Here is a 19,952-nt window from a genome sequence, read left to right on the forward strand (position 1 = left end):
GATCAAACTGTTAGTTGTCACCCGATAGGAGCACTGCGTGACATGGTTTGTCCGTCATGCGGCGACCAGGTCGTACCCATCGGTGGCCGGCCGGGAGTCCTCGACCGCGCGGCGCAGGGCCCTGGCAACCTGGTTGAAGACCCGCACGTCCGAGGTCGCGTAGAGGGTCACGTTGCTGCCCTTGTACGTGGCCAGCAGCTCCCACCGCTGAGGCCGCAGCCGCCAGTACGCCGCCGTGCTGATGCCGGCGATGGCGGCGCAGAGCGGGGCCGACACGAGGACGGCGGTGGTGCCGAGGGTGCTCCACCCCGCTGCTGTCACGAGCAGGGCGGCCAGGCCGACCTGCATGGCCCGGGGGTTTCCGCGGCGCGCGTCGGTGTGCGCCCGCCGGACGTTTCGCAGGTCCCGGATCAGCACCATTCTCACGGGGTCCCCGAGCCAGGCAAATTGTCCGTCGGTCACCACTGCGTCGGGTCCACGGTAGTAGATGCGCATGGCGAACTCCTCTCCACGACTCCTTGCGAGGAGGGGAAGTGCGGGCCACCATTGGCGTAGAGAGTCGACCCCGCCTCGCGCGTCGCATCGCACGACGCCCTGGAGGCGACAACGGCACCCGGTTGCCGCCGGGTGCCGTTCCTTGTTTCCCTCCAGATCCGCCCTTCAATGCCTGCCCTCAGTACAGCATGGCCATGGCGCTGCTCGCTACCACTCAACCTGCCATGTTGCAGATTGCGTACAAGCCGACTCGTGGATCAGGCGGCCAGCAGCACCAGCAGCAGGGCCGCCGCGCCCGGGATGGCCTGCACGAACAGGATCCGGGTCGTCGCTGTCAGGGCGCCGTAGATGCCCGCGACGATCACGCAGGACAGGAAAAATACCTGGAACGTCAGGTCGTCCGAGATGAGACCATAGATCAGGCCGGTCGCCAGGAATCCGTTGTAAAGGCCCTGGTTCGCCGCCAGGGTCGCGGTCTGTTCGGCGAACTCCGCGGTGGTACCGAACGTGGCACGCACCCGATCTGTCCGCCACAGGAACATCTCGAGGACGAGGATGTAAATGTGGATCGCGGCCACCAGGCCGACCAGGATCCGTGCTGCCCATTCCATGGCAATTCCCTCCGCTGCCGGCGAGCAGGTCGCAACCGGATCTTGGCCAACGATAGGACATGAAGGTTCATCGATGGACGTAACCAGCGACACGGTGCGTTTCGCCGCCGCGGTCCCCGGGTAGCCGAACTCTCGACGTTGATGAACGAGCAGGTAGGGGAGGGTACAGCCCGCATGGACAGCAGACTCCGGATCGCCAATCAGGCCGTCCAGCCGGTCCTGGTGATGTTCCCCCTCGGCCTGTTCGCGATGGCCGTCCTGTTCGACCTGGGCAACGTGTTCGGCGGTCCCGACATCCTCGGCGCGCTCGCTTACTGGAACCTGGTCGCCGGCCTGATCGGCGGTGTCCTCGCCGCGGCCGCCTCCGCCATCGATCTGATGTTCATCCCCAACGGCACCCCCGCGAAGCGGCGCGGCGTGCTCCAGGGCCTGGTCAACATGGGTGTCCTGCTGATCTTCACCGTCATCCTGATGGTCCGCATGCGCACCCCCGACCGGGTGGCCGGCGGCGGCCTGGTCGCGATCGAGCTGCTCGCCCTGGCCGGGGCCGTGTTCGGAGCCTGGTACGGCGGCGAGCTGGTCAACCGCCGCCGGCGCACCCCGGCGTTTGCCCGCGCGGAAGCCGGGAACCGCATTCTCTGACAGAGCGGAGACGGAGAAAGGCGCGGACGATGGCGACATCGATCAGTGGCAAGCGGGTCGCGTTCCTCGCGACCGACGGCGTGGAAGAGGTCGAGTACACCCAGCCCCGGAAGGCGGTCGAGGAGGCCGGCGGCACGGCGGAACTCGTCTCGATCAAGGACGGCGAGATCCAGGCCGTCAACCACATGGACAAAGCCGGCACGTACCCGGTGGACAAGCAGGCCAAGGACGCTTCGGCGACCGACTACGACGCGCTGGTGCTGCCCGGCGGCGTGGCCAACCCGGACTTCCTGCGGACCGATCCGGAGGCGGTGCGCTTCGTGCGCGACTTCTTCAGTGCGGGCAAGCCGGTGGCGGCGATCTGCCATGGCCCCTGGACCCTCATCGAGGCCGGTGTCGTCGACGGCCGCACCCTGACCAGCTGGCCGAGCCTGCGCACCGACCTGGCCAACGCCGGCGCGACCTGGGTGGACGAGCAGGTCTTCGTCGACGACGGCCTGGTGACCAGCCGCAAGCCCGATGACCTCCCGGCCTTCTGCGACAAGCTCCTCGAACAGATCAGCAACACCAAATAACCACGGTACGGCCGCAGCGGGCCCAGTGGCGCACAGGCGGAGGCCGGTGCGCCACGGCCTTGCCGGGCGGCCGCCGGGCTGACCCGGCGGGAAACGCCTACTTCAGCACCATCCGGCCGGTGGCCTCGAAAGACGCGAGGTCGGCCAGCACCTCGTCGATGACCGTGGACTTGGGTCCGGGCAGCGCGTCCAGCGGGAAGAAACCGGCGTCGACCGACTCCTCGGTGACCTTGAGCAGCTCGCCCTCCCAGGTGTGGATCCGGAACGACATCAGGATCTGCTGGTAGGTGTGGCCCCACTCATTGGTGTACGTGTACGACGTGTGGAAAGCGAACGGCGTCAGCGAGGTCGCGCGCAGGCCGGTCTCCTCCCAGACCTCACGGATCGCACAGTCCTCCATGCTCTCGCCCAGCTCCATCGCACCCGCCGGGATCGCCCAGCGGTGATTGTCGGAACGCTGGATCAGCAGCAGTCTGTTCTGCTCGTCGAGGATCACACCCCGCGCTCCCACGAACAGGATCGTGTCGGTGTCGCCCACGCTCGAACGGACCCGACCCAGATAAGACTCAGCCCACGTCAATGCCACGGGACAAGACTAACTAGGCGGACTTCTTCGCCGCTTTCGTAGCGGTGCCGGTCTTCTTGGCCGGAGCCTTCTTCGCGGCTGCGGTCTTGGACGGCGCGGCAGTCGCCTTCGCGGCTGGAGTTTTCTTGGCCGCTGCCGACTTCTTCGCCGGGGCGGCCTTCTTTGCGGTTGCCGACTTGGTAGCCGTACCGGATGAGGTTTTCTTGGCGGCCGACTTGGCCGCGCCGATCGGGGTGGCCCCGATTTCCCGGGCCCGTTCCTCCGGGGCCTCGCCGCGGGCCTTCTTGGCGCGTTCGACGCTTGCCTTGAGCGCGGCCATCAGGTCGACGGCGGCGGCCGGCGCCTCCTCGGCCTCCTCGGGCGCGACGATTTCGCGGCCCTCGACCTTGGCGTCGATGACCTCCTGCAACGCGGCCCGGTAGTTGTCGGTGAACTCCTCGGCCTTGAAACTGCCGGCCATCGAGTCGATCAGCGAGCTGGCCATCGCCAGCTCGGCCGGGCGGGTCTCGATGTCCTCGTCCAGGAAGCCGAAGTCGGGCGTGCGGACCTCGTCGGGCCAGAGCATCGTGTTGAGCACCAGCACGTCGTCGTGCACCCGCAGGGTGGCCAGCTGCTCGCGCTGGCGCAGCGCGACCTTGACGATCGCGACCCGGTCGGACTCGGTCAGCGCGTCCCTGAGCAGCACGTACGGCTTGGCGGCCTGGCCCTCGGGCTCGAGGTAGTAGGCCTTGGCGAACAGCAGCGGGTCGATCTGCTCGGCCGGCACGAACTGCAGCACGTCGATCGCCCGCGAGGTGGTCAGCGGGAGCTCGGCGAAGTCCTCGTCGGTCAGGATGACCATCTCGCCCCCGCCGAGGTCGTAACCCTTGGCGATGTCGTCGTAGGTCACCTCCTCGCCGTCGATCGAGCAGGTGCGCTTGTATTTGATCCGGCCGCCGTCGGTGCGGTGCACCTGGTGGAACCGGATGTCCTTCTCCTCCGTCGCGGAGAAGAGCTTCACGGCGATCGACACCAGGCCGAACGAGACCGCGCCCTTCCAGATCGCTCGCATTTCGTCTCCAACCCACCCGTGAGCAGTCCCCGGATCAAGGATGGCATCAGAGAGACGCCTGCGTAAGGTGTTCGCTGGTGCCTATGGTGATCAGGTGCCGGGTGCGCCGCTCTCGCCGATGCTCGCTACCGCGGGCACGCTGCCCCGTGGGCCGGGCTGGAGCTACGAGTTCAAGTGGGACGGCGTGCGCGTGCTGTCGTCGTTCACCGAGGGGCCGCCGCAGCTGTGGGCGCGCTCCGGTGCCGCCGTGACGCTGGCATATCCCGAGGTCACCGGCCTGTCGCTGCCGTCCGGATCACTGCTGGACGGCGAGATGGTCGTGCTCGACGCGGCCGGGCGGCCGTCGTTCACCGCGCTGGCCGAGCGGATGCACGTCCGTGATCCCGGCCGGGCGGCCCGGCTGGCGGTGACCCTGCCGGTCACCTACATGATCTTCGACCTGCTCCGGTACGGCGACCAGTCCCTGCTCGACGTCCCCTACGTGGAGCGGCGGGGGCATCTGGAGAGCCTTGACCTGGGCAGCGGATCGTGGATGGTGCCCCCGGCGTTCACGGACGGGGCGGCCACCGAGGCCGCCGCGCGGGAGAACCGCCTCGAGGGTGTCGTGGCCAAGCGGCTGGACTCGGCGTATCTGCCGGGAGCCCGGTCACCGGACTGGATCAAGGTCAAGTTCGACCGGACCGGGGACTACGTCATCGGTGGCTGGCGGGCCGGGGTGCGCAAGCTCGGCGGCCTGCTGGTGGGCGTACCGGGTCCGGACGGGCAGCTGCGGTTCCGTGGCCGGGTCGGCGGTGGCATCGGTGCGGCTGCCGAGCGGGAGCTGTTGTCGGTGCTGGCGCCGCTGGAGACCCGGGAGTCGCCGTTCCTGCCCGGCGCGGTGCCCCGCGAGGACTCCCGGGGTGCGCACTGGGTGCGACCGGAGCTGGTCACCGAGGTGCGGTACGGCAACCGGACCCCGGACGGCCGGCTGCGGTTCCCGCGTTTCCTGCGGCTGCGCCCGGATAAGTCTCCGGACGAGTGCGCCGAGGAGGACGAGGATGGTTAGACAGCGGTATGCGGTGCAGATCGAGGGCCGCGACCTCGAGGTGTCCAACCTCGACAAGGTGATGTACCCGGCGGTCGGCTTCACCAAGGGTGAGGTGATCGACTACTACACCCGGATCGCGCCCGTGCTGCTGCCCCATCTCAAGGACCGCGCGCTGACCCGGATCCGCTATCCGAACGGCGTCGACGGCATGCACTTCTTCGAGAAGAACGCCCCCGGCGGGACCCCGTCCTGGGTACGGCTGGAGACGTTGCCCGTGCCCGGCTCGACCAAGGACCGCGAGACCATCGACTTCGTGGTCGTCGACGAGCTGGCCACCCTGGTCTGGGTGGCCAATCTCGCCTCGCTGGAGCTGCACACCCCGCAGTGGCGGATCGGCGCGGATCCCGATCTGCTGGTGGTCGATCTGGACCCGGGCGCACCGGCCGCGCTCAAGGAGTGCTGCGGCGTCGCCATGTTGATGCGCGACCGGCTCGCCGACGACGGCCTCGCCGCCTATCCCAAGACCTCGGGCAAGAAGGGCATGCAGCTCTGCGTGCCGATCTCCGGGACCCAGGACGCCGAGACGGTCTCGGGTTATACCAAGCGGGTGGCCGAGGAGTTGTCCGCGCAGGTGCCCGGGTCGATCACGGCCAAAATGGCCAAGGCGGTCCGGCCCGGCAAGGTGTTCATCGACTGGAGCCAGAACAACGCGGCCAAGACCACGGTGGCGCCGTACTCGCTGCGGGCCCAGGACAGCCCGACCGCCTCGACGCCGCTGACCTGGGACGAGGTCGCGGAGATGGCGCTGGGCTCCGGGGCGGCCCGGCAGTTCGGCGCCGCCGAGGTGCTGGAGCGCGTGGAAATCCACGGTGATCTGCTGGTTGACCTGCTGGAACCCGGGCCGGCCGTACCGACTCGTTGAGCTACCTTGCGTGGCAAGGTACCGTGTGGCGCATGGCCGACGTCGCGCAACTCTCCACCAGCCTCCGGCGCGGGACGCTCGAGTTCTGTGTGCTCGCCATGGTCGAGCACGAGGACCGCTACGGCACGGAGATCGTCCGGCGCTTCGGTGAGGAACGGAACCTCGCCGCCTCCGAGGGCACGATCTATCCGCTGCTGTCCCGCTTGCGCCGGGTGGGTTGGCTGGACAGCAAGTGGAGCGAGTCGCCGTCCGGGCCGCCGCGGCGCTACTACGCGCTCACCGACAGCGGGCGGTCGGCACTCGAGCACTTCCGCTCGGAGTGGGTTTCCTTTCGACAGACCGTCGACCGTCTCGTAGGGACCGGTGGGGCATGAGCGACAAGACCAACGACGCCGTCGCGGAGTATCTGCACGAGCTGGAGCTGCGGCTCACCGGCCTGCCGGTGCTCCAGCGCCGCGAACTGCTCGCGGAGATCGCGGCGCACATCAGCAACGAACGCGTGGAACGGGGCGTGACCTCCGAGGGCGAGCTCCTGGAGCTGCTGGAACGGCTCGGCAGCCCGGAGGTCGTCGCGGCCGCGGCGTACGAGGAGGCCGGCATGGCCGAGCCGGTGCTGTCCTACGCCGGGGCGACCAGCGCGGCGCGACGGCCGCTGCCGGCTGTCGCACCGCCGCCGGACTCGCCGCCGCCCGCCTACGCCGGCCCGTTCCCGCCCGACCCCGGCTTCGCCCGCGCGTCGTACGCGCCGCCGCCGGTGGCCGGGCCGCCGTTCGCGCCGCCGCCCCCGACCCCCAGGCCGGACGGCAACAGTGGGCTGCGGGCGGTGGTCGCGGCCGGAATCGTCGCTGTGGTCATGGCCCTGATCGGCTGCGTGGCCGGGGCTCTCTTCCTGACCCAGAGCGCCTCCGTCGAAGGCCCCGCGGTGAGCGTGGTGCCAGGCACCGAGGCCCCGCTGGAGCCCGAGGCGCCGGACGTCGTCCCGGTGCCGCCGACCGTCGAGTGACCGGTCAGTCGACCTGCGGCAACGGCGGGCCGAGCACGTCGTCGGCGTCGACGATCGTGTACGCGTAGCCCTGCTCGGCCAGGAAGCGCTGGCGGTGCGCGGCGTACTCGGTGTCGATCGTGTCGCGGGACACCACCGTGTAGAAGTGCGCCTGGCGGCCGTCGGCCTTCGGGCGCAGCACCCGGCCGAGGCGCTGAGCCTCCTCCTGCCGGGAGCCGAACGTACCGGAGACCTGGATCGCCACGGCCGCCTCGGGCAGGTCGATGCTGAAGTTGCCGACCTTGGAGATCACCAGCGTCTTCAGCGAGCCCGAGCGGAACTCGTCGAACAGCCGCTCGCGTTCCTTGTTGGTCGTCGAGCCCTGCACGATCGGGGCGTCGAGATATTCGCCGAGCTGGTGCAGCTGGTCGATGTAACCGCCGATCACCAGCACCTGCTCATTCGGGTGCTTCTCGACCAGCGCGCGGACCACCGGGAGCTTGGTGCGGGCGGTCGCGGCCACCCGGTAACGCTCCTCGGCCTCGGTCACCGCGTACGTCATGCGCTCGGCGTCGGTGAGGGTGACCCGGACCTCGGTGCACTCGGCCGGGGCGATCCAGCCCTGCGCCTCGATGTCCTTCCAGGGCGCGTCGTAGCGCTTCGGGCCGATCAGCGAGAACACGTCGCCCTCGCGGCCGTCCTCGCGGACCAGCGTCGCGGTCAGGCCCAGCCGGCGGCGGGCCTGCAGGTCGGCGGTGAAACGGAAGATCGGCGCCGGCAACAGGTGCACCTCGTCGTAGATGACCAGGCCCCAGTCGCGCGCGCCGAACAGGTCGAGGTGGGTGAACGCGCCGCCGCGCCGCGAGGTCAGCACCTGGTACGTCGCGATGGTGACCGGGCGGATCTCCTTGCGCTCGCCGCTGTACTCGCCGATCTCGTCCTCGGTCAGCGACGTGCGGGCGACCAGCTCGCGCTTCCACTGCCGGCCGGCGACCGTGTTGGTCACCAGGATCAGCGTGGTCGCCTTGGCGGTGGCCATCGCGGCCGCGCCGACCAGCGTCTTGCCGGCGCCACAGGGCAGCACGACCACGCCGGAGCCACCGGCCCAGAAGCCGTCCACCGCCTCCTGCTGGTACGACCGCAGCGTCCAGCCGTCCTGGGCCAGGCCGATCTCGTGCGCCTCGCCGTCCACGTAACCGGCCAGATCCTCGGCCGGCCAGCCCAGCTTGAGCAGCGCCTGCTTGAGCCGGCCCCGCTCCGAGGCGTGCACCGCGATCGTCTCGTCGTCGAGCCGCGCGCCGAGCATGCCGGCCAGCTTTTTGCTCTTGGCCACCTCGACCAGCACGATCTTGTCCAGCCCGCGCAGGACCAGCCCGTGCGACGGGTCGTTGATCAGCTGCAACCGGCCGTAGCGGTCCATGGTGTCGGCCACGTCGACCAGCAGCGCGTGCGGCACCGGATAGCGGGAGAACTTGATCAGGGAGTCGACCACGCTTTCGGCGTCGTGCCCGGCGGCGCGCGCGTTCCACAGGCCCAGCGGCGTCAGCCGGTAGGTGTGCACGTGCTCGGGGGAGCGCTCCAGCTCCGCGAACGGGGCGATCGCCATCCGGCACGCCTGCGCGTCCGGGTGGTCGACTTCCAGCAGCAGAGTCTTGTCGGACTGGACGATCAGTGGTCCGCCGGTCACCAGGTGCCCTTCGACGAGCGAGAGAAGACCCTCCAGTGTGACACGGGGTTCGACCCAGCGAAGAAGGTTGATCCCATGTGCAACGCTTCGGTCAGGCCGGGCGTTTGAGCAAGAAGCACCATCGGACGGCGGGCGGGTCGCGCGCGAGCAGGGCAACGGGGGCGCGCGGTCCCGGCCGTCAGTCCTCCACGACCGCGGCTGTGATCCGGTGCAGCGCGAAGGTGTGCAACGTCTCCGTCCGTTCGTCCTCGGCGCGCAGATAGCCCGCGCTCAGGGACACCGGCCGCACCAGCCGCGACAGCGTCGCGCCGTGCGAGTCCACGTAACCGACCCAGACGCGGGCTTTGTCGCGTACCGCCTGCTGCAGCACCGCCATCGCCTGCGTATGTGCCTGCACCGAGGTCAGCCCGGGCACCTGCTGGCCGTTCGCGGCCCGCACGGTGACCGGCGCGCGGCGGGCCGCGCGGGTCGCGACGTCCCCGCGCCGGATCTGCTCGACCACCCCGGCCAGCCGCGGGCCGGCCAGGATCGGGGGTCCGGCCTGCTCACCGAGCCGCGACGAGACCGGGGTACGGGTCACCGCGCGGCGCACCTTCGGCCGGGCCAGCACGGCCGACCCGGCGGCGTCCTCGGCGACCGGGGCGAAACCGGCGTCCCGCAGCGCCCCCAGCAGCCGGGCGATCTGCACCGGGCTGCACAGCACCGTGGGAGCCAGCCGCCGCAGAGCCAGCGTGCCCAGCCGCTTGTCCGTCAGCACCTCGGCGATCAGCGCCTCGTCGTCGCTGCGCAGGTAGGAACCGGCCGAGCCGGCGCGCAGGCCACCGTGCTTGCGGGCGGAGTCGTCGATCAGATAGGTCATCGCCTGCGGCACCGGGGTGCGCGACCGGCGCCGGAAGAGCGCGTGCAGGTCACCGGCGCTGTAGCCGACGTCCAGGGCGCGGCGCACACTCGCCGTGGTGACCCGGTAGACGCTCGCGCCGCCGGCGGACTCGGGCTCGGCGACGACGTCCAGCTCGGCGGCCAGCTCCGGCTCGGGCGGTCCGGGCACCACGACCGACAGGTCGGCCTGGACCAGCACGTGATCGACGGGCGCGGGCAGCAGCGCGTCAAGCGTGCGGACGGTGTCGGAAGCGCCCGGCACCCGTCCGCCACCCGGACCGGCACCCAGCGGATCGGTGTCGGTCGTCGGCACATCCTCGTTCTGCAGCAGCCGCCCGTACGAGGTGAGCGCGCCCAGGCCGGTCACGCCGAGCGTGGCCGCCCCCGTCAGGGCATCACGGTGGGCCGCTTCCCGGCCGCGAGCGCGGCGCGGGGCCTGCCAGGCCAGCAGCTCGAGCACCTCGTCGGCCTTCGGCGCGGTGCCGGGCGCGAGCGTGGCCAGGGCGGCCAGCACCTCCCGGCGGGCCTGCGGTGCGCCGGCCCGCTCGGCGTCCGGGGCCAGCGGATTGATCGGCCGGTCGCGGTCGTCACGCTGGCCGATCAGGCCGGGCTGCCGGGTCATCGCCAGCCACGAGTTCGCCAGCGCCTCCCAGCGCTGCGCGATGCTCAACGCCCGCCACAGGTCGTAACCGCCGGTCGGCAGGAAGATCTCGTCGACCAGCCCGGACGCCCGGCTGGCGGTGACGCCCCGGCCGGTGCCGGCCGCGTCCGCCTCGCCGAGCAGGCCCGCCGCGTACGCCACCTCGATCAGCAGCGCGGCCGAGGGCTCGTCCAGATTCGCGGAACGGGCCAGTCGCTTCAGGTCGCGGACACCCAGCCCGCCGGTCTTGAGCACGGCGGCGGGCTCGGCCGACAGTGCCTCCAGCAGGGTCTCGACGTGCCGGACCGCCTCCATGGCCTGCCCGGCCCCGGCGGAATCGACCGACTTGGGATCGCGTACCGGACCCTCGGGTGTCGGTGGCAGCGGCCGCAGCGTGCCCAGCGGCCCGGAGTCACGACGCAGCAGCAGGCCCACCTCACGCGGCAGCTCGACGAGCTCACCGTCGGCCCGCGGCGCGCGGCCGGCCTCCGAGACCGGCACCAGGATGTGCTGGTCGATCAGCCACTGCACCGGCTCGGCGACCGAGCCGCCCGAGCTCAGCGCGCCGACCGGCGGCCCGGCCGCGAGCCGGTCGAGCACCGCCCGGGCGCCCGGCGGCGCGGCCAGCACGGCCCGGCGCAGCTTCGCGCGGTCCGCGCACAGGACCGCCGCCTGCGGGTCCAGGTAGTCGGCGGGACGGCCCAGGCCGGCGGGGTACGGCGAAGTGACCTCATCAACCGCACCGACGATCTGCAGCGCGTCCTCGGGGCCGTGCAGCAGGAACCGGGCGCGGAGCCGGTCGATCGCGACCCGTACGTCCGCCGGGGCGACCGTGGCGGCGGCCAGCTCGACGATGGCCGCGACCGAGGTCAGCGCGGTCTCCTCGGCCCGGCTGAGCCGCGCGGCGTCGAGCACGGCGAGGGTGAACTCGTCCAGCGCGTCGAGGCAGCGGGCCACCGAGCCCCGGGACTGGGCGCGTACGGCCAGCGCGGAGACGTCGGACGGCACGGGCACGACGAGATCCGGGCGCAGCTGGATCAGCGCGCCCAGGGCGTCATCGGTGAGCGACCGGAGCTGGTCGGCGAATGCGGTGGCCATCGTTCTCAACGCTAGCCGCCATGGGAGCATGGTGAGGGGTCCGGGGCTTGGCCGGACCCGGCGAATACCAAGGGGAGTAACCGTGGGGGCAGACAACAAGATGCCGGGCACGTCGGTCGCGGAGGGTCACGCCACCCAGAAGCCGGGCCGGGAGTCCAGCATCAAGGAGGGGCACCTGCCCGTCTCCGAGCTGATCGCCGACCGTCCGGCCGCGCCGTCGCCGTTCGGTGACGACCAGGAGTTCCCGCTGCCGGTGGACCAGCTGACGTACACCCCCACCACCACGCCGTGACCCCGGCGGTCGGGTTCGACCTGGACATGACCCTGATCGACTCCCGGCCGGGGATCCGCGAGGCCTACCGGGCCCTGACGGCCAAGACCGGCGTGTGGGTCGACGCCGACCTGGCCGTCACCCGGCTGGGCCCGCCACTGCGGACGGAACTGAGCGAATGGTTCCCGCCCGCGGAGGTCGAGGAAGCGGTCACCACGTACCGGGCCCTGTACCCGGACTACGCGATCACGCCGACGGTCCCGACCCCGGGAGCCGTCGACGCGCTGGCCGCCGTACGGGATCAAGGTTTTCGTGTGGTGGTTGTCACGTCCAAGCTGGGCCGGCTCGCCGCCCTGCACCTGGCGCACCTGGGCCTGCAAGCCGACGAATTGGCCGGCGACCTGTTCGCCGAGGGCAAAGCGGCGGCTCTGACGGCCCACGGAGTCGACTGGTACGTGGGCGACCACGTCGCGGACATGGTGGCGGCCCGGACGGCCGGAATCCCGGGCATCGGCGTCGCCACCGGCCCATGCAGCGCGGACGAGCTCAAAGAGGCCGGCGCGGCACACGTGCTGTCCGACTTGACCGCCTTCCCGGCGCTGCTGCGAAAGATAACGGTTGGGCCCGGCACAGGCGCTGGATAACCTTGCCGTGAGCAATCGAGTCCAATGAGTGAAGTCGAGGTCAGCGGTGCCCACGGGTCGAGTGAAGTGGTACGACGCGGCGAAGGGTTTCGGGTTCGTCACCAGTGACGAGGGCGGGGACGTGTTCCTGCCCAAGGGCGCCCTGCCCACCGGGACCGCGGACCTGAAAGCGGGTCAGCGGCTGGAATTCGGTGTGGTGGACAGCCGCAAGGGCGCCCAGGCGATGGGCGTCAAGGTGCTGGACGCGCCACCGTCGATGGCCCAGTTGCGCCGCCGGCCCGCCGACGAGCTGCACGGCATGGTCGAAGACATGATCAAGGTGATCGAGGCGAAGATCCAGCCTGATCTGCGGCGGGGGAAGTACCCGGACAAGCGGACGGCTGAGAAGGTCGCGCAGCTGGTCCATGCGGTGGCTCGGGAGCTGGAGATCTAGGTTTGTCAGCGGGCTTTTGCCGGGCCGGGCTTCTGCTCGGCCCGGCTTTTGCCTGTGCCTAGCCGGCCAGCGGCTTGACCGCCGGAGTGATGCCCGCCGCGGACGCCCGGCCGAGCAGGGCGTCAGCCGCGGCGAATCCCTCCTGGCCCAGGTCGAGCGTGAACTCGTTGACATAGAGCCCGATGTGCTGCTGGACGACCTCCGGCTCCATCTCCTGCGCGTTGCTCAGCACGAACTCGCGGCTCGCGTCGGGATCGGCCCAGGCCATGCTGACCGACTTGCGGATCCACTCCGCCGCCTCGGCCGGATCCACGGCACCCTTGCGCGCCAGGATCGCACCCAGCGGAATCGGCAGGCCGGTGTCGCCCTCCCACCACTCGCCGAGGTCGACCAGCGCGGTCAGCCCGTGCCGCGGGTAGGTGAAGCGGGCCTCGTGGATCACCAGGCCGGCGTCGAACCGGCCCTCGGCGACCCCGGGCATGATCTGGTGGAAAGGGACGACCTCGATGCGCGCGGGCGGGTGCTTCTCCGACCAGAGGCGGAACAACAGGTACGCCGTGGTGCGGTCGCCGGGCACAGCGACCGTCGCGCCGGACAGGTCGCCGTCGGCGAATCGGCCGTCGCCGCGGGTCAGGACCAGGGGGCCACAGCCCCGGCCCAGCGCACCGCCGCAGGGCAACAGGTCGTAGTCGTCGAGCAGCCACGGCAGCGCCGCAAAGCTGACCTTGACCAGGTCGAACGCGCCGCGCTCGGCTGCGGTGTTCGTGACGTCCACGTCGGCGAAGGTCAACTCCACCGGCTCGGCACCGGGGATCAGACCGTGCACAAGAGCATGGAAGACGAACGTGTCGTTGGGACAGGGCGAAACCGCCAGAGAAAGCGCCACGCCCCTCACGGTAACGACGCCGGACCCCCGACACCCGCAACGAACGGTGTCTGCATTGCCACACGTAGTTTCGCCCACACCGCCGTGCCCCGGCCGTTTTCCACAGAGTTATCCACAGGCTGCGGCGGCGGCCTCGGACAGCGCGGAGAATGCTTCCCGGAGGCGCCAGGCAGCCCGATCTCGCGGGCCGATGGGATTGGAGATGGTGCGCAGCTCGATGAACGGGACACCGGCGAGCAGCGCGGCGCAGGCAACGCCGTAACCCTCCATGGCCTCGGCCACAGCCAACGGGTGGCGGGCCTGCAAGGTGGCGGCGGTCTGGTTGGTGCCGGTCACCGTGGCAAGGGTGAGGATGTCGCCCACGATAGCGGTCGGCCGGGCCGCGGTCAGGGCCTTGAGCAGGGCCGGGTCGGCTTCGATGAGGTTGCTGCCGAAGCCGAGCTGATCGACCGGGAGGAAGCCGTCCGGGGATTCCGCGCCCAGATCGGCGGCGATCGTCCGGGCACCGAGGACAGTCGCTCCGACGGCGGCGCGGCCGGGGAAACCACCGGCGATGCCGGCGCTGATGACGGCGCGGTACGGGGTGCCGGCGGCCTCGGCCAGCGTGAGCAGGCGGGCTGTGCCGGCGGCAGCGGCGGCCGGGCCGACGCCTACGGGGGCGACGACGACCGTGGCGGGGTCGGTGCCGGATGTTTCGACGCCGGCTTGGACCGCTGCGGCCTCGGCTGCCACGGCGGTGACGATGAGCAAGCGACCCGGCTGCGCGGGCCGGCTTGGCTCGCTGGGGTGGTCTGGCTGCGCGGGGTGGTTGGGCTGCGCGGGGTGGCTTGGCTCGGTGGGGTGGCTTGGCTCGGCGGGCTGGTTTGGCTGCGCGGGGTGGTTTGGTTGCGCGGGTCGGCCTGGCTGCCCGGATCGGCCTGGTTGGCCGGACTGGCTTGATCGGGCGGCCTGCGCGGGCCGGCTTGGCTGGGCCGGTTGGTCTGGCGTCACGGGGTGGGCTCGTCGCGGGAGCCGTTGCCGTTCGTGGCCGATGACGGCCGGTAGATGTGGAAGCCGGGTGGTGCCAGATCGTCCTTGGGCTCTTCCGGGCCGCCTTCCCCACCCACTCCCTTGCCGCGGCGGGACCCGGCTCCGAGGGTGGACCCCGTCTTGTCCACGGAACCCGGCCGGCTCGGCACGGTCGGGCCTGCGTCCGCCCCCGCCACTGCTCCGGACGGCGACGCGGGTGAGGAGGGCGTGACCGTCGGAGCCTTCCGAGAGCTGGATCGCGAGAAGAGGCGACGCCTCGCCGGGCTCGCTTCCGCCTTCCCGTCGCCGGACTGGCCGCCGGCCGTCCGTTGCGACGTGGATCGGCCGGACGCCGCCTCAGCCGACGACTCCGCAGCCGCCGCCGACGCCGACCCGGCGGAACCCGAGCCCGCCGACGCGGCCGAACCCGAGCCCGCAGATGTGGCGGAACCCGAGCCCGCCGACGCGGCCGAACCCGAGCCCGCAGATGTGGCGGAACCCGAGCCCGCCGACGCGGCCGAACCCGAGCCCGCCGACGCGGCCGAACCCGAGCCCGCCGACGTGGCCGAACCGCGGCTGGCCGGCGCAGCGGAACCCGGGCCGGCCGGCGTGGCCGAATGCGGGCCAGGAGCCGGTCGGCCCCGCGCCCCGGTGCCTCCCGGTGGCCGGCCGGTCGAGGCCCCAGCCGGAGCCGGCGACGTCGGAATCACCTCAGCCGGCGAACCACCCTCGACCCCCGGCTCCTCCATCGCCACCTCCGGCCGCCCGTGCAGCCGCTCCTTGTGCAGGCGCCCGGCCACGATCGTTCCGCGTACCGCCGCCACCACCGCGAATGCCGCCATGACCGACACGCCCAGCCGGCCGTTCAGCGGGATGATGCCGACCGCGCCGCCCACCACCCAGGCGATCATCAGCACCGTCTCCGAGTGCGCGAAAGCACTCGCCCGCAGCCGTTCCGGGACGCGTTCCTGGATGCTCGCGTCGACCGTCAGCTTGGAGATGCCGCTGAAGATCGAGGCCACCAGGGACAGCAGCGCCACCATCGGCAGTGTGAAGAAGATCGCTGTGAGGACCGCCACTCCGGCCGTGATCGTCAGGCCGCTCGACTGCAGAGCTGTTGGTCGGCGGATGCGGAGGCGGGTGCCGACCGCTGTCGCCAGGAACGTGCCGACCGCCAGTGAGCCGCCGACCAGGGCCACCGCGCCTTGGCTGCCGATATCGCGGCCGAAGAACGTCGTGCCCAGGGAGCCTGCTTTGACCGCGAAGGCGAAGTAGAGCAGCAGGAAGCCGTACAGGCATCTGAAGCTTGCGCTGCCGATCAGGGTGGCGATCACCAGCTTGCCCGACAGCGGGCGGTCCTCGCCGCGGCGCAGCCGCAGCATCGTGCGGAACGGCCTGGGCACCGCCTCCGGCGGGTCGGAGTCGGCGCGTGGGGGCAGGCGCAGGGAGATCACCACGCCGACCAGGAAGATCAGGAACGCCACCCGCAGCGGCCACTGCGGACCGAACCAGAACGCGGCCAGCCCGATCGGTGCGACCACCGCCCCCGCGAAGGTGCCGTAGACACTCGCTCGGGCGCCCACCTGGGACAGACCGATGTCCTTGGGCAGGAGCCGGGGCACAGCGGCGGAGCGGGCCACCCCGTACGCGCGGGACAGCGCCAGCACGCCGAACGCCGCCGGGTACAGGCCCCAGCCCAGCAGGTTGTCGGAGATCACGTACGCCAGGAACGCCCGGCCCAGCATCGTCACCGCCAGGGCGTACCGGCGGCCGTGCCGGAAGTGGTCCAGCAGCGGGCCCACCACCGGGGCCAGCAGGGCGAACGGCACCATCGTGATCAGCAGATAGAGGGCGACCTTGCTGCGGGCCTCGCCCAGCGGCACGTTGAAGAAGATCGTGCCGGCCAGGCCGATCGCGATGAGCGTGTCGCCCGCGCAGGAGACAGCGTGCAGGTCGAAGAGCCGGACCATGCCGACCTCGTTGGCCGCGCCGCGGGCCCGGGCGTCGCCGACCCGGCGGGTGGCCCAGGCGCTGCCGCGCAGGGATCCCCGCACCAGCATCCGCAGGGCCTTGACGCCGGTGCCGACGGTGCGTCCGATGGTGGGAAGCAGCGGCATCGCCCCATCCTGTCGCATCGAGGCGACTTCCGTCCCCTCCCGGGCGCGGAGATCTGGGGGAGTCGCTGCGTCGGCCGTCCACGAGTAGGGGACAATGGAGACGTGACGACCAGGACCTCAGTGCGTGCTGCCCGACTCGACCAGGTCTGTGCCGATGCTGTCGGGGTTGCGCGGGGTGCCATCACCGAAGTGGAGCCGAGTGACATCGGTGACCATCTCGAAGCGGTGGCCGAGGGCGACCGGGTCGTGACGCACTTCTTCGAGAGCCACCTGGCCGGTTACAAGGGCTGGCGCTGGGCCGTCACCGTCACCCGGGTGCCGCGTTCGCGGCACGTCACCGTCTGCGAGACCGTGCTGCTGCCGGGCCCCGAGGCGATGCTCGCCCCGGCCTGGGTGCCCTGGAACGAGCGGGTGCAGGCGGGCGACCTGGGCGTCGGCGACCTCATGCCGACCGCGCCGGACGACGAGCGGCTCGCCCCCGGGTACGTGCTCAGCGACGACCCGGCCGTCGAGGAGGTCTCCTGGGAGCTCGGCCTGGGCCGCTCGCGCGTGATGTCCCGCGAGGGCCGGATCGAGACCGCTCAGCGCTGGTACGACGGCGACGCCGGCCCCGAGGCGCCCATCTCCACCGCCGCCCCGCGCAACGCCCGCTGCGGCACCTGCGGCTTCTACCTGCCGCTGGCCGGTTCGCTGCGCCGCATGTTCGGCGTGTGCGGCAACCTGTACGCCCCCGACGACGCCAAGGCGGTCAGTGCCGACCACGGCTGCGGCGCCCACTCCGAGGCGCTGCTCGGCGCGACGGAGCAGCCGGTCGAGGAGCTGCCGACGGTCTACGACGACAGCGAGGTCGAGGCGGTCGCGGTCAGCCGCGCCCCCGGCTCGGTCGAGGCCGGCGAGCCCGCGGAGCCGTACGGCCACAGCTAGGCCGTTTCGGTCACCTTGAACTCGGGGTGCGAGAGCGCACGCCGGCGTTTGCGGTTGGCGTCGTGGCGCAGCATGGTCAGCAGGCCCGGGATGCCGCACAGCACACCGGCCAGGCACGTCCACAGCCAGCTCTCCGGCGCGCCGGCCAGCAACAGGATCACTCCCGCCACGGTGAAGGCGGCGATGCCGGCCAGGGCGAACGGGACCATCGGCGGATCCAGCGGCTCGGGGCGCGGCTTGGTGCCCGTCACTGCCTCGAGGCCGTGCGGGTGTTCGGGTGCGGGGGACAGGTCGGCCACGACCATCAGACTACGGCCGCGGAGATCCTTCGTGGGCCCTCGTGACAGTTGTAACAGTTCCTGACTTTTGCCGAGGTCAGCGTTCTGATTTGATGCGCCCATCGACCCCTGTAGGTCCTGTGGAGAGGCGCGAATGTCCACTGCTGCTGCCGAGACGGATGCTGACGCGTCCGGGCGTACCCCGAAGAACGGTTTTGATCGATTTTTTGAGATCTCGGCCCGCGGCTCGACCGTCGGCCGGGAGGTTCGCGGTGGTCTCGCCACCTTCTTCACGATGGCCTACATCGTGGTGCTCAACCCGCTGATCCTGGCGGCGGGCGTGGACGCGGTCGGTGGCAAGCTGCCCGTCGCGGCCCTGGCGGCCGGTACGGCACTCGTGGCCGGCGTGATGACGATCCTGATGGGCGTCGTGGCGCGTTTCCCGTTGGCGCTGGCGGCCGGCCTCGGCGTGAACGCCCTGGTCGCGTACGAGATCGCGCCCGAGATGACCTGGGCCGACGCGATGGGCCTGGTCTTCATCGAGGGTGTGATCATCGCCGTCCTGGTGCTGACCGGGCTGCGTACCGCGGTCTTCCGGGCCGTGCCCACCCAGCTGAAGACGGCCATCGGCGTCGGCATCGGCCTGTTCCTCATGATCATCGGCCTGGTCGACGCGGGCTTCGTGCGGCGCATCCCGGACGCCGCCGGCACCACCGTCCCGGTCGAGCTCGGCCTCGGCGGCAAGCTGGCGACCTGGCCGCTGTTCGTCTTCTGCATCGGCCTGCTGATCACGCTGGTGCTCTTCGTCCGCAAGGTCAAGGGCGCGATCCTGATCGGCATCCTGGTCACCACGGTGCTGGCGATCATCGTCGAGGCGATCGCCAAGGTCGGCCCGTCATTCGTCGACGGCAAGCCCAACCCGAGCGGTTGGTCGCTGAACGTGCCCGCGCTGCCCGACAAGATCGTGGACACGCCCGATCTGTCGCTGCTGGGCAAGTTCAACGTCTTCGACTCGTGGGGCCGGGCCGGTTGGCTGGTCGTGCTGATGTTCATCTTCACCCTGCTGATCACCGACTTCTTCGACACCATGGGCACGATGGTCGCGGTCGGCCAGGAGGGTGGCCTGCTGGACGAGGAGGGCATGCCCCCGCGTACGCGGGAGATCCTGCTCGTCGACTCGGTTGCCGCGGCGGCCGGGGGCGCGGCCAGCGTGTCGAGCAACACCTCGTTCATCGAGAGCGCGTCCGGTGTCGCCGAGGGTGCCCGTACGGGCGTGGCCAACCTGGTCACCGGCGTGCTGTTCCTGCTGGCCATGTTCCTGGCCCCGCTGGTCACGGTGGTGCCGTTCGAGGCGGCGTCGACGGCGCTGGTGGTGGTCGGCTTCCTGATGATGATGGCGGTCCGGCAGATCGACTGGACGGACTACGAGATCGCCATCCCGGCGTTCCTGGCGATCACGCTGATGCCGTTCACGTACTCGATCTCCAACGGCATCGGCGCCGGGGTCATCTCCTACGTCGTGATCAAGGTGGCGGTCGGCAAGGCCTGGGAGGTCCACCCCCTGCTGTACGGCGTCGCGGTGCTGTTCGTCCTGTACTTCCTGCGGGGTCCGCTGGAGTCGATCCTGCTCTGACGGCGGCGGCCCGGAGTGGTCACCGGGTGCGCTAGCGTGCCCGGTGACCACGGTCATAGCCGTTGGCATGTCGTTAGCCAAGCTCATTAGCTAGGCTAAGAAACGTGATGGAGCGGTCGGTGGCGGAGCGGGTTACAGCCGAGCAACTGGCCATTTCGCTGCGCGAAGCGATCATGCGGCTCAACCGGCGGTTGCGGCAGGCCCGCGCGGTCGGCGACCTCACGTTCAGCCAGCTCTCGGCACTGACCAGCCTGCAACTGGCCGGCGCGCTGACCCCACGGGAGCTGGCCGACGTCGAGCGGGTGCAACCACCGACGATGACCAAGATCGTCGGCAAGCTGGAGGAGCGCGGACTGGTCGCGCGGACGCCGCACCCGACCGACCGCCGCCAGGTGATCCTGGCGGCGACCGAGGAGGGCCGGGCCGTCTACGCCCAGTTCGAGAAGGCGCGCAACGAATGGCTGGCCCTTCAGCTGGCCGAGCTCACCGAGGACGAACGCGACACGCTCGAGCGGGCCGCGCAGATCCTGCGGCAGGTCGCCCGCAACTGAGCGAGCGCACCC

At 71.0% G+C, this 19,952-nt stretch carries 22 protein-coding genes; 12 read left to right on the plus strand and 10 right to left on the minus strand.

The genetic code is table 11. The annotated features are described in order from the left end of the window. Positions 1-54 precede the first annotated feature (54 nt). Both AB0C12_RS22900 and AB0C12_RS22905 read right to left on the minus strand, forming a co-directional pair. Positions 55-495, minus strand: a complete 441-nt coding sequence (locus tag AB0C12_RS22900) for a DUF6232 family protein (RefSeq protein WP_360551016.1) — start codon at positions 493-495, stop codon at positions 55-57. A gap of 257 nt (positions 496-752) precedes the next feature. Further along, on the minus strand, positions 753-1,106 hold the full coding sequence (locus tag AB0C12_RS22905; RefSeq protein ID WP_360551018.1) for a DUF1304 domain-containing protein: 354 nt from the start codon (positions 1,104-1,106) through the stop codon (positions 753-755). A 174-nt stretch (positions 1,107-1,280) separates the two neighbouring features. On the opposite strand from AB0C12_RS22905, the gene AB0C12_RS22910 reads away from it, so the two are divergent. Both AB0C12_RS22910 and AB0C12_RS22915 read left to right on the plus strand, forming a co-directional pair. Further along, positions 1,281-1,748, plus strand: coding sequence for a DUF2231 domain-containing protein (locus AB0C12_RS22910; RefSeq protein ID WP_360551020.1), 468 nt, complete (start codon positions 1,281-1,283; stop codon positions 1,746-1,748). Between the two features lie 29 nt (positions 1,749-1,777). Continuing rightward, complete coding sequence (locus AB0C12_RS22915) at positions 1,778-2,323, plus strand: type 1 glutamine amidotransferase domain-containing protein (protein WP_360551022.1); 546 nt, start codon at positions 1,778-1,780, stop codon at positions 2,321-2,323. A gap of 97 nt (positions 2,324-2,420) precedes the next feature. Here AB0C12_RS22915 and AB0C12_RS22920 read toward each other — a convergent pair whose 3' ends face one another. Both AB0C12_RS22920 and AB0C12_RS22925 read right to left on the minus strand, forming a co-directional pair. Further along, the gene (locus AB0C12_RS22920) at positions 2,421-2,909 is read right to left on the minus strand and encodes an NUDIX domain-containing protein (RefSeq protein WP_360551024.1); all 489 of its coding nucleotides are present in this window, start codon (positions 2,907-2,909) and stop codon (positions 2,421-2,423) included. A 13-nt stretch (positions 2,910-2,922) separates the two neighbouring features. Beyond that, a complete protein-coding gene (locus AB0C12_RS22925) occupies positions 2,923-3,960 on the minus strand; it encodes a Ku protein (RefSeq protein WP_360551026.1) in 1,038 nt (345 codons plus the stop codon). 94 nt (positions 3,961-4,054) lie between these two features. Between AB0C12_RS22925 and ligD (AB0C12_RS22930) the strand changes: the two genes are divergently transcribed. Genes ligD (AB0C12_RS22930) through AB0C12_RS22945 form a run of 4 tightly spaced genes read left to right on the plus strand, consistent with a single transcriptional unit; the run spans position 4,055 to position 6,912 of the window. Further along, positions 4,055-5,005: a non-homologous end-joining DNA ligase gene (gene ligD, locus AB0C12_RS22930; protein ID WP_360551028.1), complete on the plus strand. Its 951-nt coding sequence runs from the start codon at positions 4,055-4,057 to the stop codon at positions 5,003-5,005. Then, complete coding sequence (gene ligD, locus AB0C12_RS22935; protein WP_360551030.1) at positions 4,998-5,909, plus strand: non-homologous end-joining DNA ligase; 912 nt, start codon at positions 4,998-5,000, stop codon at positions 5,907-5,909. Before ligD (AB0C12_RS22930) ends, ligD (AB0C12_RS22935) begins: the two co-directional genes overlap by 8 nt. Before the next feature lie 32 nt (positions 5,910-5,941). Further along, positions 5,942-6,283: a PadR family transcriptional regulator gene (locus AB0C12_RS22940; protein WP_212991311.1), complete on the plus strand. Its 342-nt coding sequence runs from the start codon at positions 5,942-5,944 to the stop codon at positions 6,281-6,283. Continuing rightward, positions 6,280-6,912: a hypothetical protein gene (locus tag AB0C12_RS22945; RefSeq protein WP_360551032.1), complete on the plus strand. Its 633-nt coding sequence runs from the start codon at positions 6,280-6,282 to the stop codon at positions 6,910-6,912. Before AB0C12_RS22940 ends, AB0C12_RS22945 begins: the two co-directional genes overlap by 4 nt. Before the next feature lie 4 nt (positions 6,913-6,916). Here the strand turns inward: AB0C12_RS22945 and AB0C12_RS22950 are convergent, their stop codons facing one another. Then, positions 6,917-8,578, minus strand: a complete 1,662-nt coding sequence (locus AB0C12_RS22950) for a DNA repair helicase XPB (RefSeq protein WP_360551034.1) — start codon at positions 8,576-8,578, stop codon at positions 6,917-6,919. Positions 8,579-8,756: 178 nt separating this feature from the next. Continuing rightward, a complete protein-coding gene (locus tag AB0C12_RS22955; protein ID WP_360551036.1) occupies positions 8,757-11,195 on the minus strand; it encodes a helicase-associated domain-containing protein in 2,439 nt (812 codons plus the stop codon). A gap of 82 nt (positions 11,196-11,277) precedes the next feature. On the opposite strand from AB0C12_RS22955, the gene AB0C12_RS22960 reads away from it, so the two are divergent. From AB0C12_RS22960 to AB0C12_RS22970, 3 genes are read left to right on the plus strand one after another with little or no spacing between them, the layout of a single operon-like run. Then, entirely contained in the window at positions 11,278-11,487 is a 210-nt protein-coding gene (locus tag AB0C12_RS22960) for a hypothetical protein (protein ID WP_212991315.1), read from the plus strand. Further along, on the plus strand, positions 11,484-12,110 hold the full coding sequence (locus AB0C12_RS22965; RefSeq protein ID WP_360551039.1) for an HAD family hydrolase: 627 nt from the start codon (positions 11,484-11,486) through the stop codon (positions 12,108-12,110). The genes AB0C12_RS22960 and AB0C12_RS22965 overlap by 4 nt, the downstream gene beginning before the upstream one ends. A 46-nt stretch (positions 12,111-12,156) precedes the next feature. After that, complete coding sequence (locus AB0C12_RS22970) at positions 12,157-12,543, plus strand: cold shock domain-containing protein (RefSeq protein WP_360551041.1); 387 nt, start codon at positions 12,157-12,159, stop codon at positions 12,541-12,543. 58 nt (positions 12,544-12,601) lie between these two features. On the opposite strand, the gene AB0C12_RS22975 is transcribed toward AB0C12_RS22970, so the two are convergent. The 3 genes from AB0C12_RS22975 to AB0C12_RS22985 form a co-directional block, all read right to left on the minus strand. Next, a complete protein-coding gene (locus tag AB0C12_RS22975; RefSeq protein ID WP_360551043.1) occupies positions 12,602-13,429 on the minus strand; it encodes a 1,4-dihydroxy-6-naphthoate synthase in 828 nt (275 codons plus the stop codon). 108 nt (positions 13,430-13,537) lie between these two features. Further along, positions 13,538-14,179, minus strand: a complete 642-nt coding sequence (locus AB0C12_RS22980; protein ID WP_360551045.1) for a futalosine hydrolase — start codon at positions 14,177-14,179, stop codon at positions 13,538-13,540. Positions 14,180-14,415: 236 nt separating this feature from the next. Next, positions 14,416-16,554: an MFS transporter gene (locus AB0C12_RS22985; RefSeq protein WP_360551047.1), complete on the minus strand. Its 2,139-nt coding sequence runs from the start codon at positions 16,552-16,554 to the stop codon at positions 14,416-14,418. Between the two features lie 102 nt (positions 16,555-16,656). Here AB0C12_RS22985 and AB0C12_RS22990 point away from each other — a divergent pair, with 102 nt between their 5' ends. Beyond that, on the plus strand, positions 16,657-17,478 hold the full coding sequence (locus tag AB0C12_RS22990) for a DUF3027 domain-containing protein (protein ID WP_360551049.1): 822 nt from the start codon (positions 16,657-16,659) through the stop codon (positions 17,476-17,478). Here the strand turns inward: AB0C12_RS22990 and AB0C12_RS22995 are convergent. Continuing rightward, complete coding sequence (locus tag AB0C12_RS22995; RefSeq protein WP_360551945.1) at positions 17,475-17,687, minus strand: DUF2530 domain-containing protein; 213 nt, start codon at positions 17,685-17,687, stop codon at positions 17,475-17,477. The genes AB0C12_RS22990 and AB0C12_RS22995 overlap by 4 nt on opposite strands. A 223-nt stretch (positions 17,688-17,910) precedes the next feature. Between AB0C12_RS22995 and AB0C12_RS23000 the strand changes: the two genes are divergently transcribed. Together AB0C12_RS23000 and AB0C12_RS23005 are read left to right on the plus strand one after the other, a co-directional pair. Further along, on the plus strand, positions 17,911-19,389 hold the full coding sequence (locus AB0C12_RS23000; RefSeq protein WP_360551051.1) for an NCS2 family permease: 1,479 nt from the start codon (positions 17,911-17,913) through the stop codon (positions 19,387-19,389). Positions 19,390-19,493: 104 nt separating this feature from the next. Further along, positions 19,494-19,940 carry a MarR family transcriptional regulator gene (locus tag AB0C12_RS23005; protein ID WP_360551053.1) on the plus strand — a complete coding sequence of 149 codons (447 nt, stop codon included), beginning with the start codon at positions 19,494-19,496 and terminating at the stop codon, positions 19,938-19,940. The last annotated feature ends 12 nt before the right edge of the window (positions 19,941-19,952 follow it).

This window comes from Actinoplanes sp. NPDC048967, from assembly GCF_040649415.1.
Taxonomy (GTDB): domain Bacteria; phylum Actinomycetota; class Actinomycetes; order Mycobacteriales; family Micromonosporaceae; genus Actinoplanes.